A 22083-nucleotide genomic window follows, 5' to 3' on the forward strand; every position below is an offset into this window, starting at 1 on the left:
CCGACCGCCGCATCAGCGTCCTCGCCGGTGCGGTCTCTCGGGCTGCCCGGCGTCCTACTCACCACGCCGGATGTCACTCGTGAAATCACCTTCGGGTGGCGGCACCCTCGTGCTCGTCACCGTTCTGCTGTCCACTCTGACCCTGCCGTTGTCCCTGACCGGGGCCTCGGTCGCGCTGCCCGACATCCAGACGGACCTGGGGGTCGGCCTCACCTCGGCGCAGTGGGTCGTCAACGCCTACAACGCGTGTTTCGCCGCCTTCCTCGTGTGCGCCGGTTCGATCGCGGACGCGGCCGGCCGTAAACGCGTCTACGTGTTCGGGGTCGGCCTGTTCCTGGTCAGCGGCCTGCTGTGCCTGTTCGCCCCCGGCATCGAGGCCTTGGTCGCGTTGCGCGCGCTGGGCGGGGTCGGCGCCGCCGCGGCCGTCGCGGGTGGCGGGTCGATGCTGGCCCTGGCCTTCGAGGGTCCGGCTCGGGCCCGGGCGTTCGGTCTGCTCGGCACCGTCCTGGGCGCCGGCACGGCCTTCGGTCCCGCGGTCGCCGGCCTGCTGGTGGAGGCCCTGGGCTGGCGGTTCGCCTTCGCCGGCCCCGCGACGGTTGCCGGTCTGGCCCTGCTATCGGCTTCGCGAATCCCGGCGATGCGCGGCGATGGCCGTTCCGTCGACTGGTGGGGCGGAGCCCTGTTCACCGTCGCGCTGTTGTTGCTGATCGGTGGGTTGGTGGAGGGACCCGCGCGGGGCGTCGGTGTCCTGGTGGGGCTCATCGCCCTGGCGGCCGTCGCCGCGGTGGGCTTCGTGCTGGTGGAACGCCGTCGGTCGGAGCCCCTCGTGGACGTCTCCCTGTTGGCCAACCGTCGTTTCGTCGCCTACGCCCTGGCCGCGGCCACGTTCATGTCGGTGTTGGTGCCCTTGCTCGTGTACCTGCCGTCGTACCTGATCAACGTGGTCGGGCTGGGAGCCGGCACGGCGGGCCTGTGGTTGCTGTTCCTGACCGTGCCGACCCTGCTGCTGCCCACGGTCGGCGCGGAACTGGTGAACCGGCTGCCGCACGTCGCCGTGGTGGTCGGTGCCCTGCTGCTTCTGGGAACGGGGGTCCTCGGCTTCACCACCCTGGCCCCCGACGCGTCCATGTGGTCGGTCATGCTGCCGTTCCTTCTGGTCGGGTCGGGTGTCGGGCTCACCGGCGGGATGATCGACGGGCTGGGCCTGGCCGCCGTCCCGCCCGAACGCGTCGGTACGGCCTCGGGTGTCTTCAACGCGACCCGGCTGAGCCTGGAGACGGTCTCCATCGCCGTGGTCGGCGCTCTCCTGGCGGTACTGACCGGTGGCCGGTTGGCGGGTGCGGACTTCACCGAGGCGCTGCACCTGGTGGCGCTACTGCTCACCGCGCTCGTCGCGGTGGTGTCGGTCGCCGTGGTCGCCCTGACCCGGAAACCTCGGGAGCGCGAACCGGCCCGACGATGACGACCCGGGGCCCGGAACCCCGGGCCCCGGTACCGATTCCGGGAAGTACCGGGCCACGTCCGTGGATCACGAATCTTCTCGGTTTCCGTGCTGATTCGCGCGATCGGGTGGTCTCCTGGGCATGATGAAGGGGGAGTGATGGGGAGGACGCATGACCGATTGGCCGATGGGCACCTTCATGTCCAGGATCGGGGGACCCGCAGCCGAGCGGCTCCTGTCACTGGCGCCACCGCGCTACCTGCGGGCCAACCGGGTGCTCATCTCCCAAGGTGACGAGGACGAGCAGATCATGCTCCTCGGCCCACCGCCGGAAGCGCGGAATTGGGACGCGGCCTGTGTGAAGGTCACCTCGGTCATGCGCAACGGCACCGAGGCGATGCTCGGTATCCGGGTACGCGGAGACCTCGTCGGCGAGCTCAGCATGTTCCGCGGCACCGCTCCGATCGCCACGGTCACCTCGTGTTCCCCGCTGTCGGTCCGGACCTTTTCCCACTCGGTGTTCGAGGCCTTCCTGGAGGAACACCCCAAGGCCTGGCGCGCACTGATCACGATGATGGCCGAACGGTTGGAGTGGGCCGATCGCCACCGTGCCGAGTTCGTCGGTTACGAGGTGGAGGCGCGCTTGGCCCGGGTGCTCATCGAACTGGCCGAGCGTCATGGCATCCCGACCCCGAACGGGATCGACCTGGGTGTCCGCCTCTCCCACACCGACCTCGGCAAGCTCATCGGCGCGCGCACCGACGCGGTCGGCAACGCCATCCGCCGCTTCCGGTCGGAGGGGATACTGGTGTCCGGATACCGCAACGTCGTCATCGTCGACATGGAGCGGTTGAAGGGGATCTACGAGAACGCGTGAGGGATTGCGGACTGATCGGTGGTCCGGTGGTCCTGAAAGCGACACAATGACTTTCGGGCACCATGCCCCGACCCTCGCTCCACCCAGCGCCCAGTCCTCCGGCGCCCCCTCCCCGGTGGAGAAGAGCGGTTCCGGCCGCCGGAGTGGTGAGGACGGAACCATTCCGGCGGTCACCTCTCCCCTTCCTGGATCGACGCGACACTCGGGCTTAGCCTGGTGTCCCGGCCGCACCGAACAGGGAGTGTCCCGTGACAGAGACGCAGCAACGGCCCCTCATCCTGGACGCCATCGAGACCGACGCGGAGAGCCTCGGGTTCGGCATGTCCTGTGAGGAGGCGGTCGGACAGCTCCTACGGGCCCTGGCCGCGTCCAAACCCGGCGGTCGCCTCCTCGAACTGGGCACCGGAATGGGCGCGGGCACCGCGTGGCTGCTCGCCGGAATGGACGAACACGCCCGGTTGGACACCCTCGACAACGATCCCGAGCGCTTGGGTGTGGCCCGCCGACACCACACCCGGGATCCTCGGGTGACCCTCTTCGAGGCCGACGGCGGTGAGTGGCTGATCGACCGTGCCACCGACGACGGACCCGGGTACGACATGGTCTTCGCCGACACCTGGCCGGGGAAGTTCACCCACCTGGACGAAGCCCTGTCCCTGGTGGACCCGGGTGGTTTCTACGTGGTGGACGACCTGGCCCGGCAACCGCGAAACACTTCCCTTCCCGAGGACCACTGTCTGGCGGTGGAGGCCCTGATCAAGGACCTGGAGTCCCGAGCGGGGTGGGAACGGCTACCGTTGCTCGGCTGGTCCTGCGGGGTCCTCGTCATGGTCCGACGCTGACCCGATTCCCTCTGGGCCGGCTTCCGAACGGTTTCCCTGCTGCGGCCCCGGGCCGGACCGTGAGCCACCCGGGCCCGTCATTGAAGGGTTCGACCCGCCCCTTCCTCGGGTAGTAGTGGCCACCACACGAACTGTGACCCTAGGAGGAGTGGAATGGCCAAGGGCGGTTGGGAACAACTGTGGCGGAGGATCGACCGGGCCCGGCGCAGACGTGGATTCGAGCGTGAGACCTTCGTCCTCATCCTCAAGTGCGCGATCGCCTCGACCCTCGCCTACGTGGTGGGACACCTGATGGGCGCGTCCACCCAGATCGGTTTCGCCCCCTTCACCGCGCTCTTGGTCGTCCGACCCAGCGTGTACGGGTCGGCGCTCCAATCCGGTCGATACGTCGCGGCGGTGTTCGTTGGCGCCCTGATGGCCGGAATCAGTGGTCTCACCGTTGGCCCCACCATGTGGATGTTCGCCTTGGTCGTCCTAGCGGCCCTCATCGTCGGGCAGACACGCTTCTTCGGTGAACAGGGAACACAGGTCTCCGTGGTGGCGGCCTTCGCCCTGGCCGGTGGAACCGCCACCAGCCTCTCGGACCTGGGGTCACTCCTGCTGATGGTTTGCGTGGGTGCGGGTTGCGCCCTGCTGACCAATATCGTCTTGGCCCCGGCGGTGCGTTTCCGTGACGCCGAGAACGCCGTCCTGGTCTTCTCCGACAGCCTGCGTTCCCTGACCGGTGAGATAGCTGCGGGGCTGAGCCAGGGCAAGGAGGGGTTGGACCCGGATTATTGGGCTGAGACCGCGGACGGGTTCGACGGGACGGTGCGCAATGCCCAGGAGTCGATCCGTCGGCAGGAAGACCGGTTGTGGTTCAACCCACGGCGGCTCCTGTCACGTGAGGAACCGTCGCCCGCGCAGTTCGACATCTACCGTGACTGGGTTCAGGCCCTGAGCCGAGCCGCGCAGCACGTGCAGTCCCTGGTGCGCGCGCTGCGCAGCACCACACGTTCGGGCTCTCGGTTCTCCGTCCTCGACGACGCGTTCCTACGGGAACTCGCTCCGTTGCTGGAGCGGGCCTCGGAGATCTTCAGGGTCGTGCATGATCAGGAGGAACCCGAGCGCAGCACCGCCTCCGACGACCTGTGCGCGATGGTCGACGACGCCCTGCGCGAGTTGGACAGGGTCCGCGAACGTGGGCGTCGGGAGTGGGGTGATGAGCAGTGGCCGGTGTACAGCGCTCTGCTCACCGACGTCGAGCGCCTTCTTGAGGAAGTGGACCAAGGTTACGAGAACGCCGAGCGGTCCGACGATCGGTGAGCGTACTCGTGCGCCCGGTGGGCAGGGTTGCGGCATGGATCGCACATCCACGCCCATCGGATCCCGAAGAACGACGACCAACACCATCGCCCTCCTGGGCACCGTCCTTCTCGTCACCTCCTGCGCCAACGGGGAGACCCGGAACATGAGTGACCAAGAGGGCCAGACGACGGGCTCGAACGGGGCCGGAGCCCTCGACCTCGGTGAACCCAGGGACCTGGCCACGGACCTCGACGTCCCCTGGGGTGTCGACTTCCTCCCCGACGGTTCGGCGCTCGTGGCCCAGCGGGACTCCGCGGCCGTCGCCCACCTGACCCCGGACGGCGACGTGACCGAGGCCGGAACCATCGACGGGGTGGCGCACGGCGGCGAGGGCGGGCTCCTGGGGCTCGCGATCGACCCCGGGTTCCCCGACGAGCCCTACGCCTACGTGTACTACACGACCTCCTCGGACAACCGTGTCGCCCGGGTCGCCTACGACGAGGAGTCCGGGAACCTGGGCGAGACCGAGGTGATCCTGGACGGCATCCCCGCGGCGAACACCCACAACGGCGGCCGGATCGCCTTCGGGCCCGACGGCCACTTGTACGTGGCCACCGGTGACGCCCAGGACACCGACAACGCCCAGGACACCGACTCGCTCGGTGGCAAGATCCTCCGGATGACCACCGCCGGCGACCCGGCTCCGGACAACCCCTTCGACAACCACGTCCTCAGCTACGGTCACCGCAACGTGCAGGGTCTGGCCTGGGACGAGGAGGAGAACCTGTACGCCACCGAGTTCGGCCAGGACACCCTGGACGAGGTCAACCTGATCGAACCGGGCGACAACTACGGTTGGCCGATCGTCGAGGGGCCCGGCGGGGGAGAGGAGTTCACGGATCCGCTGCTCACCTGGGAGCCGGCCGAGGCCTCACCGAGTGGTGCGGCCATCGCCGGCGATTCCCTGTGGGTGGCCTCCCTGCGCGGCGCGCGACTCTGGGAGATCCCACTGACCGGTGGGGGCGAGGTCGGTGAACCGCAGGCCCACTTCGTCGACGGATTCGGCCGACTGCGCACGGTTCTGGCCCACCCCGACGGCTCCGCGCTGTGGTTGACCACCAGCAACCTCGACGCCTGGGGTTCGCCCTCCGACGGTGACGACCGTGTCATGAACGTGCCCCTGGAGTGACCCGCGGCCCTCACGACAGGGGCCGGGGCCCCACCAGGGCGGGCCTCGCCGGGGCCCGGCCCGAGGAGGGCCGGAACCGGTCAGCCGATCAGGCCGCTCGGGATGACCTCCTCGGTGAGGACACGGCGGATCTCCTCCTCCTCACCGAGGTGACCGGGGTGTTCGGCGTCCTCCCGCAGCCGGGCGCGCACGGCCGCGACCACCTCGTCACCGAGCAGTGCCCGCGCGAGCGGACCGGGCTCGATGGCCTCGTGCCAACGGCGCAGTGCGTCCAAGCGGCCGTGCTCCACCGCGTCACGGGTCATGTGGAAGAGACCGTCGACGTTGCGGTCGTAGGCGTCCTGGTCCAGCAGGTCCACGTCGACGACGGTGACCGGCCGGGGCGCGCCGCCGTCGGGGTCGGGGCGCATGTGATAGACCCGCCAGACCCGGCCGTTGGTGAGGTAGATCCACTCCGCGCCCTTGTCGACGGCCAGCCGCCGCGACACCTGGATGTTGCGCAGGTCCAGTTCCTGACCGATCCGGCACACCTCGACGGGGGCGAAGAGCGCACCGTCCAAAACGATCGCGTAGTCGACGGAGTCACCACTGGTGCGGTACTCGGTGGTCATGTCCCGGTACTTGCTGAAATTGAGTCCGACGTCGAAGAAGTCGGCGACCAGCAGCCGGGTGTCACCGTCGTTGGCGTCGCGCTCGGCGAGCTCCGCGAGGGGGCCGGCGAGCCGGTCGACCGCGGCGGCCACGCGCCCCCGGACCTCGGTCTCCCAACCCTGGGTGGTGGTGAACTCGGCGGTCCTTGTCATGACCTGGGTCTCTTCAGCGTCCATGCCGTCCGTTTCCGTGTCTGGGGTGACCCCGTCACACGGCGTTCTCCGAGGGGGCGGGGGCACGCGGACGGGGGGGAGAAACCGCTACAGATGCTACCGCCCGGTGGGCCCGCCATCGAAGGCCGAGGCCCCACCGGGCAGTGGAATCAGGTTTCTTCCCCGCTGAGGTGCCGGACGAAGGAACGGTAGTCGCGCAGGGCCAATCGCAGGACCTCGGTGTCGACGTCCTCGGCGCCGTCCCAGGCGGCACGCAGCGCCGTGCGCCGTTCCTCCAGGGCCGCGACCACCGCTTCGGCGACCTCGGCCGCCAGCGCGTCCGCCTCGGCCACGGAGGAGCGCGGATCGTCCACGAAACCGATCTGCACCTCCTTCCAACGGTCGAGGAGCCCGGAACCCTCCAACCCTTGGGGCCGGAGCCGCCAGGGCTCCCCGTCCCGTTTCGAGGGCCGCCCCGGGGAGGACGGGCGTTTCTGCGCCGCCGGGACCCGCTTACGGCGTCCCGCACCGCTCTTGGGCTCACGCTTGGGCAGGGGGTCGGGGTCCTTCACCACGGCTTCGACCTCGGTGGTGGTGGGATCGACGTGGTCGGGTGCGGGGAGCCACGGGCCGCCGTCGGCGGACGCGGGGTCCTTCGGGGGATCGTGCGGTTCCTTCGGGGTCTGCATTGGTCGTGCCTCCTGACCCGGTCGTGGAATCCTTGCGTGGTGCGCCCGCAGGGTCCAACGGGCTCCGCGCCCGGAGCCACCGGGAAGGTCGGCCCCGCTCACCGACCCTCCTCGGCGGCGTTCTCGATGGCTCGTTCACCGGCCGGAGAGGGTTCCCCACGTGGTGGGAGCCCGCCGAGCAGTGAGTCGGTGAGACCGCGGTAGGCCACGAGCGCCTCGCGCAGGCTCTCGGTCTGTTCCTGGTCGGCCTCGGCGAGGTGGCCGGCCGCGTGGGCGCGGCGGAAGTCGGCGACGGCCGTGGGGTGGTCCACGGACAGGACCTTGGCCAGGCGTTCGAACCCGTCGTCGTCGGCGGTGACGGTCGGTACGTCGGGGTAGCCCACGTCCCGCATGATGGTCTCGACCAGGCCGCGGGCGTCGTGTACGGCTCGGACGGGGTCGTCCACGAACCCCTGCTGTACGGAGGTCCACGTGTGGGTGTGGGCCCCGCGCTCCTCGTCGGTGAGTTCGCGAAGGTCGATGCCCTCGCGGTGGTCGAGTCGTCGCGCGAGGTCCCGTTCGGCGACGGCGGTGTCGCCGTGGGCCTCGACGGTGTGGTCGTACTCGGTGCCGAAGCGCTGTTTGAGCCGGGCGGTGCGCCGGGCCGGAAGGATCGAGGACCGCGCGGCGAACGCGATACCTCCGGCGAGGACGACCGCGACCACGAGCACTATCGCGATGATGACTATGGTTTGGGTCTCCACGGGGGGTACCTCCTGTGCGGCTCCTGCCCTTGAGCGCGACCACGAAACTCCGCCCGAACGGTGGTGCGGTGTTCGCGCAGGTGAGAGGGCGATCGTGAGGGGACGGTCGGTTCGGCGGGTTTGTGACCGGCCGATTCTCCGGAGCGCGCGAGGCGGTTTCGCCGTCACGCGGGGCATGGACCACGTCGAGGTGCGCGGCCCCGGGCGATCGGCCCGTCGCTCTGGGTTCTAGGGTGGCGACGTCGTTCCAACCTCTTGAGAAAGGCCCTTCGTGCCCAAGCACATGTCCGCCTCCGCCGCCCTCTCCTCGGGTCTGGCCCTGGCCCTGATGTTGAGCGGGTGCGGAGGTGATCCGGAGACGACCGAAACGGACGCGGCCGCCGCCGACGCACCCGAGACGGAAAGGGAACCGGAGGAGGGGGAGAACGATCGGCCGGAGAGAGACCTCGTCGACCCCCTGACGATCGCCCCCGAGAACCTGTGCACCGTGCTCTCCGAGGAGACCCTGGACGACCTCCTCGGAGAGGAGGACACGCGCAGCGACACACACGGGACGACGGGCATCCCCGACCCCGATGACCTGGACGACCTCGACCGGCTGCGGATGAGCTGCATGCTCGTCTCGGCGGCGGGCGGGACGATCCACTTCTCGATGGAGGTCCACGAGGGGCCCTACGTCGAAAGCACCCTCGCCTCCTACAGCGAGGAGGACGCCGACCCGGACGTCGACCTCGGTGAGTTCGCCGTCACCGGTGAGGGCGTCGGCGACGGGGCCGGGGTGACGGTCGTGGACGGCCAGGTCCTCGTGGAGGTGACCTACGACCGTATGGGCGAGGCCGACCAGGACGAACTGTCGGAGGGCGCGCTCCGGGTCGCCGAGGAGATCATGGCGTCCATGGACTGACGGCATGGCCGCGATCGCCCAGGGGCGGGTCCTACGTCCTCGATCATCGGTGGCCCGGTTCGCACCACCGTGGACCCGCCCCTGCCCCGAGCGGGCCCCGCGTCACCGCTTTCTTCGACGGGCCAACGAGGCCCCCAACGCCGGTCGGTCGATCTTGGCGTTGTGCCGACGGTCCACGGGAAGGCGCCGCACCTCGACGAACTCGGTGAGGCCCCGGGTCGACTCGTTGCGTTCCGCCAGCGCGCGCAGCTCGGCGGCCACCGTCGCGGAGTCGCGTCGGTCCTCGTCGGAGCGTTCGACACAGACCACCGCGGCGATGCTCCCCGCCCGGGGCACACCGACCAGGGCCGCCCGGTGGACGGCCGGGTGGGTGGCCAAGACCGGCTCGACCCGCAACGGCAGGAAGATCCCGCCCCGGGTGATGACCCGATGCGAACGTCGTCCGCCCAACCACAGACGGCCCTGGTCGTCGAGGTGTCCGACGTCCCCCAACCGGTGCCACACCGTGCCGTCCGGATCGGGGACCTTGTTCGCGGCGGTGGCGACCGGGTCTTGGAAGTAGTCCTCGCTGATGTGCGGGCTACGGGCGATGACCTCACCGACCTCACCGGCCGGCAGGGCCTCCACGTCACCGATGTCGGCGATGTTCCCCTCGGTCACCGGGACGATCCGGAGTTCGACACCGGGCAGGCCCGGACCCACGCACAGGCCCTCACCGCGTTCGGTGCGCTCCCAGGTCTCCTCCAACACCGTCGTTCCCGAGATCTCGCACAGGGGAAGCGCCTCGGTGGCCCCGTAGTTGGAGTACAGCTCGCCCTCGGGGCCGAGCATGTCCCGAACCGCCGCGTACAGCGGCCCCTGGACCTCGGCGCCGCCCGCGACGATACGCCGCACGCTCTCCACCGTGATCGACTCGCGGCGGGCGTGCGCCGAGAGGTTTCGCAGCAGGGCGGGCGAACCGAACATCGACCGGACGCCGCGCTCCTCGATGGTGCGCAGCAGCGCCGCCGGGTCGGCGTCGCCGGGCCCCTTCATGGTGAAGTCCATCGGGGGGACCACCACCTGCCCGCCGGCCGACAGCGCGATGATCCAGAACATCGGGAACGTGGGCATGTCGATCACGTCGCCGCCGTCACCGAGCGCCCATTGGGCGCCGACCAACTCGACCATGGCGGCGAAGTTGCGTTGGCGCAGCACCGTGGGTTTGGGCTTGCCGGTGCTGCCGGTGGTGAAGGCGATGACGGCCGGATCGCCGGGTTCGACGTCGGCGGGTTCCGGTACGTCCGGAGCCCGGTCCGACAGCAGGTCGTCCATCGACCGCACGCCCGGCCAGGCGCCGTCCACGACGAACTCCTGACGCACCGTCCGCCTGCCCCAACCGAAGAGCCGTTTGGCCAGGTGCGCGCGGGGCGTACCGAAGAACACCTCCGGGCCGATCCGGTCGAGGCACTGCCGGACCCGGCGCATGCCGTGGCTGTAGGGCTCGATGCCCACCAGCGTGGCGCCCACACGGAAGAGCGCCGTGCCCAGCACGAGCGCGTTGAAGCTCGGCGGGACCATGAACGAGCAGAGGGTGCCCTCTCGGATCCCGGTGGCGCGCAGGCCTTCGGCCAGGCGTTCGGCGCGGTCCGACAGCTCGCCATAGGTCCGCTTGCGGTGGATGAGGACACCGTCGCGCCCACTGTCGGTCTGGACCATGGCGACGCGGTCGGGGTCGGCGCGCGCCACGTCCAGGACTCGGTCGGCGACGCGGATGCGGTCGGGGGTGGTGGGGGTCGGTCCCGTCATCGGGGGCACCTCCGGGGTCATCGGGCGGGGGAGTCGACGTTGTCCAGGAAGGAACGGATCTCCTGGGTCACCGTCTCGGGCCGTTCGAGCATGGGCATGTGGCCCGCGTCGTGGACCAGGACACGGTGCTCGGAGCGCAGCAGGGCGTCGAGGCGCACCCCGGCGACCGGTGACAGGACCCGGTTGCGGGCGCCCCAGATGGTGCAGAGCGGGGGCCCGTCTGGTCCGCGCACGATGCGGTAACTGGCGGGCAGGTCCGTGAGGACGTCGGTGAGGGCCGGTGTCTGGTCGTTCCGGAGCATGCAGGCGGTCAGTTCCGGGTCGTGGTGGAGCCCGGCGCGGACACCGGCCGGACCCAACTGGAAGCGGAGCGCCAAGGGGACGGCGGCGCGGGGGACACGGATTCGACGCAGCGCCGCCCGCACCGGAGCGGTCACCGGCGACCAGGCCTCGGTGGGGGCCATGAGGATCCCGAGGCCACCGCGGCGGAACGTCGCGTCCGTCAGGGGGTTGACCATGACGAGAGCCCGCACGTTCTTCGGGTCGCGGGCGGCTACCCCGGCGGCGATGGCCGACCCCATGCAGTTGCCGATCAGCGTGACGGGGGAGAGCCCGTCGTGCCGGACGAGGGCCGCGACCAGGTCCACGTGCGCGGCGAGGTCGATCGGCTCGGGCGGCATGGGAGAGGCACCGAAGCCCGGTAGGTCGATGGCCACCACGCGGTGGTCGGCGGCGAGGTCGGCGATCTGGTGCCGCCAGATGCCGTGGGAGGTGCCGCCGTTGTGGAGCATGACGACGCCGGGTCCATCGTCGCCGGCACGTCGGACCGCGACCTCGACGCCGTCATGCCGGAACCGTTCGAGTGTGGCGTCGTCGGGTCGACTTCCGGGATCGGAGGATTTTTGCGTGCTTTCTCCCATCAGGGCCTCCATGTCGCATTTCAGAGAATGATCATTCTCTGAAATCGGAGGCTACTGGGATGTGGTGCCCGCCACAACCCCCTGTGCGGGCGGAACGGCGCCGCGCAGGAGCCAGCCCACCGACTCGACGAGTTGCTCCGGCGAGACCGCGTTCTCGTCGACCAGCCGCTGCATCGCGTACCCGTACGCCATGGCCTGCACTGCGCCGGCGAGCCGTTTCGCCACGTCGGGATCGGCCACCACACCGGCGTCGACGATGTTCGTCAAGAGGTTGGTCCGCACCTCGGCCAACAGCTGCGCGACGGCCTCCTCCAACGGAGGATGCCGCAGCGCGTACAGCCAGAACTCGGCCATGAGGAGGACGATGTCGGGCGCGGTCTCGATCGTGGAGGTCCAGTTGGTGACCATCCGGGCGATCAGCTCGTCGTGGTCGGCGGTGACGTCGGCGTGGTGTCGACGCGAGGCCGCGCCCGCCTCGACCACGCGTCGGACCACGGCCAGGAAGAGTTCCTGCTTGCCGCTGAAGTTCGAGTAGATCGCACCGGTCGACATCCGGGCCTCGTGCGCGATCCGTGGAATGGAAGTGGCGCCGTATCCGTAACTCGCGAACACCGTCGTGGCGGCGTCGAGCAATGCCTCACGGGTGCGCTCCTGGCGCTGCCTGCGGATCCCGACCACGTCTGAGTCCTCCTCGTGTGTGTGCGGGACACAGACTAAGGCGATGCGTCACCCCGAGGGTTGGAGCCCGGAGAACGGTCGGGCGCGGACGTGGACGCCCACATGGAAGAACCGGCGGTAGGGGTCAGGCGCGTTCGGAGTCCAAGTAACGCAACACCGCGGCCACACGCCGGTCCGATCTGTCGTCGGGGGAGAGACCGAGCTTGCCGAAGATGCTGCGGATGTGCTTGTGCACCGCCCCGTCGGTCACGAACAGCTGCTTGGCGATGGCCGCGTTGCCCAGGCCCTCGGCCATGAGCGCCAGCACGTCGCGCTCGCGCGGGCTCAGCCTGCCGAGCGCCTCGTCGGCGTTCTGCCGCGCGAACAGTTGTGTGACCACCTCGGGGTCGATCACGGTCTGGCCCTTGGCCACCCGGCGCAGGGCCTCAAGGAACCGGTCCACCCGGCCGACCCGTTCCTTGAGGAGGTAGCCGACGCCCGAGGCGCTCACCGCCATCAGGTCGCTGGCGAAGGACTGCTCGATGTAGGCGGAGAGCACCAGCACCGGCAGACCGGGGTGGATCTCGCGGACGCGGATCGCCGCCCGCACCCCCTCGTCGGTGTGGGTCGGCGGCATGCGCACGTCCACGATGGCCAGGTCCGGTGCCTTCTCGGTCACGGCGTCGATCAAGGCGTCGGGATCGCCCACCGTCGCGGCGATCTCGAACCCCTCTCCCCGAAGCAGCGCGGCGAGCCCTTCCCTGAGGAGCGTGTCGTCCTCGGCGATCATGATGCGCACGGTAGCTCCGCGTGCAGGTGGGTCGGCCCACCGATGGGGCTGGTCACGGTCAACGACCCGTCGTGTGCCTCGACCCGCGTGCGGATCCCGGCCAGACCGGTGCCGGCCCCCTCACCGGCCCCACCACGGCCGTCGTCATGGACGTCGATGCGCAACGTGTTCTCCCTTTCGGTGACGCTGACCCGGGCGCGCGTGGCGTCGCTGTGCCGGGTGATGTTGGTGATGGCCTCGGCCACGATGAAGTAGGCCGTGGCCTCGATGCTGGAGGCGTATCGCTTCAGGCCATGGACCTCCACGATGCAGGGCACCGGGCAGCCACCGGCCAACGCGTTGAGCGCGCCCTCAAGGCCCCTCTTCTCCAAAGCCGGCGGGAGGATGCTCCGGATCAGTCCACGCATCTCGGCCAGGGCGTCCTCCGCGGCGCTCTGTGCCCGTTCCAGGACGTCATCGGCCTCCTCGGGGGACGTGCGCACGGCCCGCCGCGCGGTCCCCAACAGGATCGTGACGGCGACCAGCCGGTTCTGGGCGCCGTCGTGCAGGGCCCTCTCGATCCGGCGCAGCTCGGTGGTGTGGGCCTGGAGCGCGGCGGCCCGTGTCGCGGTGAGGTGGTGGATGCGTTCGGTGAGGACGGCCTGGGAACGCGATCCGAGCAACCACTTGCCCGGCAGGCCCTGGACACGTGCCAACGTCGGGCTCAGGCCGAACATGATGGCGCACCAGGCCAGGCCCAGGAAGCCGACGGCCAGGGCGCCGGGCCAGCTGTGCACGGGAAGCCCCACCGAGGCGCCCGCAGTGTTCGGGGGCAGTAGGTGCCACCACAAGGGGAAGGTGACGTCGCGGACGGCGATGATCGGGAGCAGGACCCCGAACAGGCCGAGGGGCAGGCCGAGGAAGGAGTGACACACGAGCCACAGGAGGTTCCGCCCCACCTGGACGTCGTCGTGGAGTGAGCCCAGCGCCCGAAGGGGGCCGCGCGGGACCTCGTCACTGTAGGGCTGGATGATCTCGGAACCCCAGCGCAGGAATCGGTCCCGTTCCCAGTTGGCCACCGTGCGCAGCAGGCGCAGGGCGGCGGGTACGAGGAGCAGACCGATCCCGAGGAAGGAGGTGAGGGCGACCGCGGCCAGGAAGATCAGGGTGAACAGTGCGGCCAACCCGGTCAGCAGCCCTCCCGAGAGCCGTTCCAGGCTGAGGAACATGTTGTGGAGCCCGGTCACGGTGAGGTTCCGGACGGGGGTGGGCGAACCGCTCCGTGTCGCCGGGCCGGGGGGTGTGTTCGTCTCCTGCGGGGGCACGGCAGAACCCTACCCGCCCGACCCGGCGGCGGTTCGGGCCGAGCGGACGGGTACAGCCTGCTGTACCCCGGGCGGGCAGACAGCGGGATGGATGGCGGGACGGGGGGTTCCTAGGGTGGTGTGCGTGCCCAACCCACGGGCCGTCATGACGGTTGTCCCTCGCCCGTCCGCGCGGCCGAGACCACAGGAGAACACGACATGACCGACCCCTACAGGTTCTCGAACACCCCCGCCGAACAGGGGCGTCGAGGTGACGTCGCCCCCAGGGGGCGACGTGCGGCGTTCCGAGGCGTGCTGTGGACACTGCTCATCCTCGGCGCGGCGGGCAACGCCGTCACCTCCCTGGGCGGATTCAACGCCCTGATCAGTCTGGCGTTCGGCCTGGCGACGGTTCTGTGCATCGTCCTGTTGATCGTGGACCACTTCCGTCACCGCGGCTGAGACCGGGCCGAAGGCGCACATCCGCCGGGGACCCACACGCTCGGCTCGACCGAGGAATTGTTAAAGGGTGAGAGATCTTCTCTCGCCCTTTTTTGTGTTGCTACCAGTTGTCTTCGTTTTATTAATGGAATGGCCGGATGCGGCCATTGCTTCCGGTAGCCCTACTCTATCGAAATATAGCTCTGTGTGATTTTGCGAGGTCGATTGCGTTTGTGAATATTTTTCATGTTGCGAGAAGTTGCCCCGCTCGATTCATTTTGGTGATACCAGTGAACGCGTGTAGGGGGTTTTTCTTTGCGGGCGGTTCATCTTTGGCGTCGGTCCGGTTGGTATCGCTCTGGAGGAAGTTTTTGCTGTTCAGGGTGGTCTTGTGAGTGTCCGATCGATGTTGGTTCGGCTTATCTCGAAGATCGCTTCCCGGGTGAATTTGTGAACTGCGTCCCATTTTTATCGGGCTTCTGGCCGATGTATTAAGGTCTTGGCCGTATGGTTTGCCATGGGGTGGGGGTGTAGGTAAGTATCAGTTCGCGGTACTGATGCTTTCCCTGTGGGCACGGGGCGTTATGTGTGGCCCAGGTTGCAAGTATTTCAAGCTTTTATTCTTAGGAGTTGATCTTGGAAAACGAGCTGTCTGGCCTGTTCAGAAGCCTGGTTCGTGAGCACGCCGTACCCGGGGCCCAGCTGTCGGTCTACCGTGAGGGAACCTTGTACGAGCTGGCCGAAGGGGTCGAGCACACGGGCTCGGGGCGGCCGGTCGGTCCGGCCTCCCGGTTCGCCTACGGATCGGTGTCCAAGATCTTCACCGCCGCCCTGGTCATGCAGTTGGTGGAGGACGGCGACCTCGATCTCGACGCGGCCCTGACCGACCACCTGAACGTTCGCGGTCTGCCCACCGGCCACCCGGCACACGTCACGACCCTGCGCCAGCTCCTCAGCCACACGGCGGGACTCGTCTCCGACCACGAAGCGGACCCGGCGCGAGCCGAACCCCTGCGCCACTACGCCGCCTCCCTCCTGCGGAGCGAATCGGTGGGCTCCCCCGAGAGCGCTTTCTCCTACTCCAACAGCGGGTACGCCCTGGCGGCCCACGTCGTGGAAGCCGTCACCGGCCAGGGCTGGTGGGAGACCCTGGAGTCCTACCTGGCCCTGCCCACCGGCCTCGACCTCGCCTTCGTGCACGACGCCCGAAGCCCCAAGGCGCCGAGTGGTCTGGTCAGCGGACACGCGGTGGACACCACCACCGGTCTCACCGAGCCGGTGGACTTCCACATCGAGCCCGAGCTGACCCCGGCGGGTGGTCTGGGTGGAAGCGCGACCACCCTGGTCGACTTCGCGCGATCCTTCATGGCTCCGGAGGACGCGGTGCTGGAGAGCGACATCGCCGACGCCACGATCCTCGATGAGATGGGCCGAGCCGTCCCCTCCGCCGACCCCTTCGGCCTGGCCGACGGCTGGGGCGCGGGCTGGGCCCTCCACCTGGCGACGGATCGCTTCTGGTACGGCCACGACGGCACACTCGACGGCGGGACCTGCAACCTGCGTGTCGACCCGGTGGGGCGCGTCGCGGTGGCTCTGACCACCAACGGCACCACCGGGATCCGGCTGTGGGAGGACCTGGTGTCCGGGCTGGGCGACCTCGGGTTGGACGTGGGGCACTACCGGCAGCGCACACCGGTGAGCCGACCCCGGAGGACGGGCGTGGACGTCACCGGGCGCTACGCCAACGGTGACCTCGCCGTCGAGGTCACCCACCAAGGGGACGGGACCCTGTGGTTCACCCTCTCCAATGGCTTCTCCGGACCGCTCGTCGCCGGCACCGACCTCTATTTCTCCGTGACGGTGGGCGATCTCGGCGGCATGTCCTTCGACGGCCGCTTCCTGCGTGCGACCGACGATCCCTCCACCATCGCGTCCATGCAGTACAACGGCCGCGTCCTGCGACGCACGTCCGCTCCCGTGCGTTCCCGGGCCTGAGCCCCGATCCGTCCTCCAGCCACTTCGGGTCCGTTCCCGGGCCGCCCCACACAGGAGTAGTGAACGTGCTGTCTGCCGATGCCTCCCCCAGCACCGACCAGCCCACCCGTACCCTTTCGGCCCTGTTCGCCGCGCGGGTGGCCCAGAGACCGGAGGCCGTCGCCCTGGTGTCGGAGGAGCTCACCCTCACCTACGCCGAACTCCAGGCCCTCGTCGAGCGCCGGGCCAGGGGCCTGGTCGCTTCCGGCGTGGTGCCGGGGGACCGTGTAGGAGTCCACTTGGGGCGCGGGGTCGACCTCGTGGTCGCCCTGCTCGCGATCACCCGGGTGGGCGCCGCGTATCTGCCACTGGACCCCGCCTACCCCGACGAGCGCCTGGCCCACATGCTCGCCGACTCTGGGGTGAACCTGGTCGTGACCGGCGCGGACACACCCTGGCAGGGCGATTCGGTGGTGACCACCGTCGACTCCGACCGGTTGGAGGGCACCGCTCCGCTCCCGGGTGCCGGGCCCCTGCCCGACGACGTCGCCTACGTCATCTACACCTCTGGTTCCACCGGCAGTCCCAAGGGAGTACTGGTCACCCACCGAGGCATCGAGGACCTGGCACGGACCCAGCGGGTCCGTATGAACGTCACCCCCGATTCCCGAGTGCTCCAGTTCGCGTCGCCCAGCTTCGACGCCTCGTTCTTCGAAGTGTGCATGGCCCTGCTCAACGGCGCCGCCCTGGTGGTCCTGCCACGACACGCGCTCCTGGGCGACGCGCTCGTGCGTACCCTGGCCGACCACCGCATCACCCACGTGACCCTGCCCCCCGCCGTGCTTCCGGGGCTGGACCCGACCGGTCTGCGTGATCTGCGGTCGGTCATGGTCGCGGGTGAGAGCTGCCCCGGGGCCATCGTGGAGCTGTGGTCGCGCGGGCGCGACGTGTTCAACGGCTACGGGCCCACCGAGACCACCGTGTGCGCCACCATGAGCGAACCGTTGTCCGGTGATGGCGTCCCGCCCCTCGGACACGCCGTCGACGGCACCAGGGTCATCGTGCTCGACGACCACCTGCGCCCCGTGGGTCCGGGTGGCAGCGGTGAACTGTACATCTCCGGGGCGGGGCTGGCCCGGGGCTACCACGGCCGTCCCGGACTCACGGCGGAGCGGTTCGTGCCCGACCCCCTCGGGCCGCCCGGAGCCAGGATGTACCGCTCCGGAGACCGAGTGCACGTGCTGTCCGACGGCGCCCTGGAGTTTCGGGGTCGCGTCGACAAGCAGGTCAAACTCCGTGGCTTCCGGATCGAGCCCGGTGAGGTCGAGACGGCCGCCATCGCTCTTCCCGAGGTGGCCAACACCGCCGTCCTGGTGCGCGAGGACCGGCCCGGCATCCGTCGACTCGTGGCCTACGTGGCGGGTGAGCCGGGCGGTGCCGACCCGGAGGAGGAAACCGTCCTACGGGGCCTGAGGGAGGTCCTGCCCGACCACATGGTGCCCTCCGTGGTGGTGGTGCTCGCGGCCCTGCCCACCACACCCAACGGCAAGATCGACCACGACCGGCTGCCCGCGCCCGACGCCGTCCGACGAGAGTACGCGGCGCCCGAGGACGAGACCGAACGCGTCGTGACCGAGGAGTTCGCCCGCGTCCTGGAACTGGAGCGTGTCGGCCGCCACGAGGACTTCTTCGACCTGGGCGGGGACTCCATCCTCGCGGCGCGCGCCCTGTCGAGGATCGAGGCCGGCCTGGGCCGAGGCGTGGACCGCCGGGCGATCTTCACCCTGCGCACGCCGGCCCGCGTCGCCGCCGAGGGGATCACCGGCGAGGAGGCTCCCAGGCCCATCGAGCCCGTCGACCGGGACCGCCCCCTGCCGCTGTCCGCGGCCCAGCGCCGCCTCTGGTTCCTCCACCAGCACGACCCCGAGAGCGTCGAGTACTACACGGGCAGCGCCTACCGAATCCGCGGGGACCTGTCGGTCCCGGCGTTGCACGAGGCCCTGGGCGACCTCCAGGCCCGCCACGAGGCACTGCGCACCACCTACACCTCCACCGACGAGGGGCCGGTGCAGCACGTCCGTGCCCCCCGACGGACCGAGGTCCCGCTGTCCCGGACCGACCTGACAGAGTCCGGGGCGCACCGGGAACGGCGGCTGGAGGCACTGCTCAGGGCCGAGACGGAGCGTCCCTTCGACCTGGAGGACGGCTCGCCCTTCCGCGCCCTGCTGGTGCGCATGGGAGCGGACGACCACGCCCTCGTGCTCAGCGCGCACCACATCGCCTGCGACGGCTGGTCCGTCGACATCCTCGTCCGCGACCTCGGTACCTTCTATCGCGCCCGGGTCGAGGGCACCGTCCCGGAGCGCGCCGGCGCCGCACCGGTGGACTACGCCGACTTCGCCGTGTGGGAGCGGAACCGCTGGACTCGGGAGACCGAGCGGGAACACCTGGAGTACTGGACCCGGGAGCTGGAGGACGCGCGGGCCGCCGAGGTTCCCGCGGACCACCCCCGTCCGGCGGTCCGGACCACGGCCGGGGCGGTCCACCGCGCCGAACTCTCGCCGGAGGTCACCGCCGCCCTGCGCGACCTCGGTCATCAGCGGGGAGCGACCCTGTTCGTGACCCTCACGGCCCTCACCCAGCTCCTGCTGTCGGCGTCCTCGGGTAGCGCGGACGTGACCCTGGGCGTGGCCTCGGCGGGGCGCGACCACCACCAGGTGGACGACGTCGTCGGTTTCTTCGTCAATCCCGTCGCGGTGCGGACCCGGGTGGACCCCCGCGCCACCGCCGGGGACTTCCTGGACGGGGTGCGCGACACCGTTCTGGCCGCCTTCGACCACGAACTCCCCTTCGACCGGGTCGTGGACGCGGTGGTCGCCGAACGCGACCAGTCCCGCACGCCCGTCTTCCAGGCCCTCCTGGTGCTGCAGAACGCCCACACGGGCGCACTCGGCCTGCACGGCCTGGACGTGGCGCCCTTCGACCTGCCCCGCACCTCCTCCCTCTTCGACCTGGTCTTCGAGTTCGAGGAGCGCGGGGGCGGGCTCAGACTCGACCTGGAGTACAACACCGACCTGTACGACCCCGAGCGGATCGCCGCGCTCGTCGAGGGCGTCCGCCGGCTCGCCACCGCGCTCACCACGAACCCGGACCGGCCGGTCGCCCGGATCGGTGTGCGCACCGACGCCCAGGAGCGGGCTCTGGCGGAGTGGGAGGGGACCCACCCCGAGGGCGCGGAGCAGACCGTCCCGGAGGCGTTCGCACGGCGGGTCGCGCTCGATCCCGACGGGCTCGCGGTCACCTCGGCGGACACGGAACTGACCTACGCCGAGCTCGACGCGTGCTCGGCCGCCCTGGCCGAGCGGTTGCGCGCGCACGGCACGGGCGACGAGTCGCCGGTGCTGCTCGTGTTGGAGCGCGGGGCGCACGTGGTCGTGGCCATGCTGGCCGCCGCACGCGCGGGCGCCGCCTATGTGCCCGTGCACGCCGATGATCCGGCCGAACGTGTGGCGTGGCTGGCGCGGGAGACCGGAGCGGTCTGTGTTCTGACGGATGCCCCGTCGCGGGGGCGGGTCCAGGGCGTCGACGGACTTCCGGTGCTGGACCTGGACGGGCCCGAGGCCGATTCGGTCCGCTCCCGGGCCGATGCGCAGGCCCCGCCGGAGGCCGAGGCACGCGTCCTGCCCCAAAGCCTGGCCTACGTGATGTTCACGTCCGGTTCCACCGGCAGGCCCAAGGGCGTGGCGGTCACGCACGAGGACGTCGTGCGCCTGGCCCACGACCGGCTGTGGACCGGCGGCGACCACGACCGTGTGCTGTTCCACTCCTCCCACGCCTTCGACGCCGTCACCTACGAGATCTGGGCGCCGCTGCTGAACGGCGGTGTCGTGGTCGTCGCACCGCCCGGGCGCATGGACGCCGAGGAGTTCGCCGGGACCGTCCGCGCGCACGGGGTCACCGGGGTGTTCCTCACCACCGCGCTGTTCAACCTCTACTCCTCCCAGGACCCCTCCTGCTTCGAGGGTCTGCGCGAGGTCATGACCGGTGGCGAGGCGGCCAATCCGCAGGCGATGGAGCGGGCCGTCGAGGCCTGCCCCGGTACGCGGATCGCCAACGTCTACGGACCGACCGAGACCACCACCTTCGCCACCCGATTCCCCCTGCCGGGGGCCGTGCCCGTCCCGATGCCGATCGGCGGCCCGCTCGACGGCATGCGGCTGCACGTGCTGGACCCACTGTTGCGCCGCACCCCTCCGGGGGCCGTGGGCGAGCTGTACGTGGGTGGTGCGGGTGTGGCGCGGGGGTATTGGGGGCGTTCGGGGTTGACGGCGGAGCGTTTCGTCGCCGATCCGTTCGGTTCGGGTGGTCGTTTGTATCGCACGGGTGATCTGGTGCGGTGGAACGTCGACGGGTGGTTGGAGTACGTGGGTCGGGCGGATTCCCAGGTGAAGTTGCGGGGGTTCCGGATCGAGCCGGGAGAGATCGAGTCCGCGCTGCTGGCCCTGCCCGGGGTGGCGGAGGCGTCCGTGCTCGTTCACCGGTCCCCGTCCGGGGCGCGACGCCTGGTCGGCTACGTGGTGCCGGACGAGAAGGGACTGCCGGAGGGTGGCGGGCAGGCCCTGCTCACCGAACTCTCCCGGGCCCTGCCCGCGTACATGGTTCCCTCGGCCGCGGTCGTGCTGGAGGCCATGCCGCTGAACGCCAACGGCAAGGTGGACCGGCGGGCGCTGCCCGAGCCGGACCTCGACGGACCGGGGGAGACGGTGGCCCCGCGTTCTGAGGTCGAGGGTGTGTTGGCCGGGGTGTTCGCTTCGGTGTTGGGTGTGGAGCGGGTGGGGGTCTTCGATGACTTCTTCGCTCTGGGCGGTGACTCGATTCTGAGTATTCAGGTGGTGTCGCGGGCGCGTCGTGCGGGTGTGGTGGTCTCTTCCAAGGACGTGTTCACGCGTGCGACGGTGGCCGGTCTGGCGGAGGTGGCCGAGGAGTCGGGTGCGGCCTCGGTGGTGTGGGGTCCGGTCTCGGGTCCGGTGCCGTCCACGCCGATCATGCGGTGGTTCCTGGAGCACCACACGGTCCGACCGGACCACTTCAACATGTCCGTGCTCCTCGACCTGGCCGAGGACACCGACACCTCGCTGTTGCCGACGGTACTGGCGGGTCTGGTGGAGCACCACGACATGCTGCGCCTGCGCATGAGCCCCGGATCGGGCGGAACGGACGGCGCTGACGGCGCGGCCGTGATCGTCCCGGCGGGGGAGGCCGGATGCGAGCCGACCAGGGTCGACCTGTCCGGGCTCGACGAAGCGAGTGCTCGGGCCCTGGAACGCGAGCGCGTGCACGAGGCGCAGAGTTCTCTGGACCTGGTGTCGGGGCCGGTGGTGCGTGCGGTGTTGTTCGAGGGTGAAGGGGCTCCGCGTCTGTTGTTGGTGGTGCATCACCTGGTGGTGGACGGGGT

Annotated in this window: 17 protein-coding genes; 9 read left to right on the plus strand and 8 right to left on the minus strand. The window is 70.0% G+C overall.

What is annotated here, in order from left to right:
• Window positions 1-70 precede the first annotated feature (70 nt).
• The 5 genes from ACWGKS_RS26170 to ACWGKS_RS26190 all read left to right on the plus strand — a co-directional run bounded on the left by ACWGKS_RS26170 (window position 71) and on the right by ACWGKS_RS26190 (window position 5636).
• Window positions 71-1462, plus strand: a complete 1392-nt coding sequence (locus ACWGKS_RS26170) for an MFS transporter (protein ID WP_452456188.1) — start codon at window positions 71-73, stop codon at window positions 1460-1462.
• A 151-nt stretch (window positions 1463-1613) separates the two neighbouring features.
• Complete coding sequence (locus tag ACWGKS_RS26175; RefSeq protein WP_358511926.1) at window positions 1614-2318, plus strand: Crp/Fnr family transcriptional regulator; 705 nt, start codon at window positions 1614-1616, stop codon at window positions 2316-2318.
• Between the two features lie 248 nt (window positions 2319-2566).
• Complete coding sequence (locus ACWGKS_RS26180; RefSeq protein WP_358511929.1) at window positions 2567-3160, plus strand: O-methyltransferase; 594 nt, start codon at window positions 2567-2569, stop codon at window positions 3158-3160.
• 153 nt (window positions 3161-3313) lie between these two features.
• Window positions 3314-4465, plus strand: coding sequence for an FUSC family protein (locus tag ACWGKS_RS26185; protein WP_358511932.1), 1152 nt, complete (start codon window positions 3314-3316; stop codon window positions 4463-4465).
• A 34-nt stretch (window positions 4466-4499) separates the two neighbouring features.
• Window positions 4500-5636, plus strand: coding sequence for a PQQ-dependent sugar dehydrogenase (locus ACWGKS_RS26190; RefSeq protein ID WP_358511935.1), 1137 nt, complete (start codon window positions 4500-4502; stop codon window positions 5634-5636).
• A gap of 80 nt (window positions 5637-5716) precedes the next feature.
• On the opposite strand, the gene ACWGKS_RS26195 is transcribed toward ACWGKS_RS26190, so the two are convergent.
• The 3 genes from ACWGKS_RS26195 to ACWGKS_RS26205 form a co-directional block, all read right to left on the minus strand.
• Entirely contained in the window at window positions 5717-6463 is a 747-nt protein-coding gene (locus tag ACWGKS_RS26195) for a hypothetical protein (RefSeq protein ID WP_358511937.1), read from the minus strand.
• Window positions 6464-6609: 146 nt separating this feature from the next.
• Window positions 6610-7128 carry a hypothetical protein gene (locus ACWGKS_RS26200; RefSeq protein ID WP_358511940.1) on the minus strand — a complete coding sequence of 173 codons (519 nt, stop codon included), beginning with the start codon at window positions 7126-7128 and terminating at the stop codon, window positions 6610-6612.
• A gap of 98 nt (window positions 7129-7226) precedes the next feature.
• Window positions 7227-7871 (minus strand): hypothetical protein, encoded by a 645-nt coding sequence (locus ACWGKS_RS26205; protein WP_358511943.1) that lies wholly within the window; start codon window positions 7869-7871, stop codon window positions 7227-7229.
• A gap of 271 nt (window positions 7872-8142) precedes the next feature.
• Between ACWGKS_RS26205 and ACWGKS_RS26210 the strand changes: the two genes are divergently transcribed.
• Window positions 8143-8775 (plus strand): hypothetical protein, encoded by a 633-nt coding sequence (locus ACWGKS_RS26210; protein ID WP_358511946.1) that lies wholly within the window; start codon window positions 8143-8145, stop codon window positions 8773-8775.
• Window positions 8776-8877: 102 nt separating this feature from the next.
• Here the strand turns inward: ACWGKS_RS26210 and ACWGKS_RS26215 are convergent, their stop codons facing one another.
• From ACWGKS_RS26215 to ACWGKS_RS26235, 5 genes are all read right to left on the minus strand, one after another.
• Window positions 8878-10563 (minus strand): fatty acid CoA ligase family protein, encoded by a 1686-nt coding sequence (locus tag ACWGKS_RS26215; protein ID WP_358511949.1) that lies wholly within the window; start codon window positions 10561-10563, stop codon window positions 8878-8880.
• 17 nt (window positions 10564-10580) lie between these two features.
• Window positions 10581-11483, minus strand: coding sequence for an alpha/beta fold hydrolase (locus tag ACWGKS_RS26220; protein WP_358511952.1), 903 nt, complete (start codon window positions 11481-11483; stop codon window positions 10581-10583).
• A 51-nt stretch (window positions 11484-11534) separates the two neighbouring features.
• Window positions 11535-12161, minus strand: coding sequence for a TetR/AcrR family transcriptional regulator (locus ACWGKS_RS26225; RefSeq protein WP_452524348.1), 627 nt, complete (start codon window positions 12159-12161; stop codon window positions 11535-11537).
• A 124-nt stretch (window positions 12162-12285) separates the two neighbouring features.
• Complete coding sequence (locus ACWGKS_RS26230) at window positions 12286-12939, minus strand: response regulator transcription factor (protein WP_358511958.1); 654 nt, start codon at window positions 12937-12939, stop codon at window positions 12286-12288.
• On the minus strand, window positions 12927-14156 hold the full coding sequence (locus ACWGKS_RS26235) for a sensor histidine kinase (RefSeq protein ID WP_358511961.1): 1230 nt from the start codon (window positions 14154-14156) through the stop codon (window positions 12927-12929). The genes ACWGKS_RS26230 and ACWGKS_RS26235 overlap by 13 nt, the downstream gene beginning before the upstream one ends.
• 276 nt (window positions 14157-14432) lie before the next feature.
• Here ACWGKS_RS26235 and ACWGKS_RS26240 point away from each other — a divergent pair, with 276 nt between their 5' ends.
• The 3 genes from ACWGKS_RS26240 to ACWGKS_RS26250 form a co-directional block, all read left to right on the plus strand.
• The gene (locus tag ACWGKS_RS26240; RefSeq protein ID WP_358511964.1) at window positions 14433-14675 is read left to right on the plus strand and encodes a hypothetical protein; all 243 of its coding nucleotides are present in this window, start codon (window positions 14433-14435) and stop codon (window positions 14673-14675) included.
• Between the two features lie 615 nt (window positions 14676-15290).
• Window positions 15291-16649: a serine hydrolase domain-containing protein gene (locus tag ACWGKS_RS26245; RefSeq protein ID WP_358511967.1), complete on the plus strand. Its 1359-nt coding sequence runs from the start codon at window positions 15291-15293 to the stop codon at window positions 16647-16649.
• A 65-nt stretch (window positions 16650-16714) separates the two neighbouring features.
• A partial coding sequence (locus ACWGKS_RS26250; protein ID WP_452524351.1) for an amino acid adenylation domain-containing protein occupies window positions 16715-22083 on the plus strand: 5369 nt, incomplete at its 3' end.

This window comes from Nocardiopsis sp. NPDC055879 (assembly GCF_053615935.1).

Bases quoted from the DNA above. Each gene is read 5' to 3' on its own strand.
- ACWGKS_RS26170 (WP_452456188.1), top strand. From the start codon at position 71: ATGTCACTCGTGAAATCACCTTCGGGTGGCGGCACCCTCGTGCTCGTC.
- ACWGKS_RS26195 (WP_358511937.1), bottom strand. From the start codon at position 6,463: ATGGACGCTGAAGAGACCCAGGTCATGACAAGGACCGCCGAGTTCACC.
- ACWGKS_RS26175 (WP_358511926.1), top strand. From the start codon at position 1,614: ATGACCGATTGGCCGATGGGCACCTTCATGTCCAGGATCGGGGGACCC.
- ACWGKS_RS26185 (WP_358511932.1), top strand. From the start codon at position 3,314: ATGGCCAAGGGCGGTTGGGAACAACTGTGGCGGAGGATCGACCGGGCC.
- ACWGKS_RS26200 (WP_358511940.1), bottom strand. From the start codon at position 7,128: ATGCAGACCCCGAAGGAACCGCACGATCCCCCGAAGGACCCCGCGTCC.
- ACWGKS_RS26220 (WP_358511952.1), bottom strand. From the start codon at position 11,483: ATGGGAGAAAGCACGCAAAAATCCTCCGATCCCGGAAGTCGACCCGAC.
- ACWGKS_RS26190 (WP_358511935.1), top strand. From the start codon at position 4,500: ATGGATCGCACATCCACGCCCATCGGATCCCGAAGAACGACGACCAAC.
- ACWGKS_RS26240 (WP_358511964.1), top strand. From the start codon at position 14,433: ATGACCGACCCCTACAGGTTCTCGAACACCCCCGCCGAACAGGGGCGT.
- ACWGKS_RS26215 (WP_358511949.1), bottom strand. From the start codon at position 10,563: ATGACGGGACCGACCCCCACCACCCCCGACCGCATCCGCGTCGCCGAC.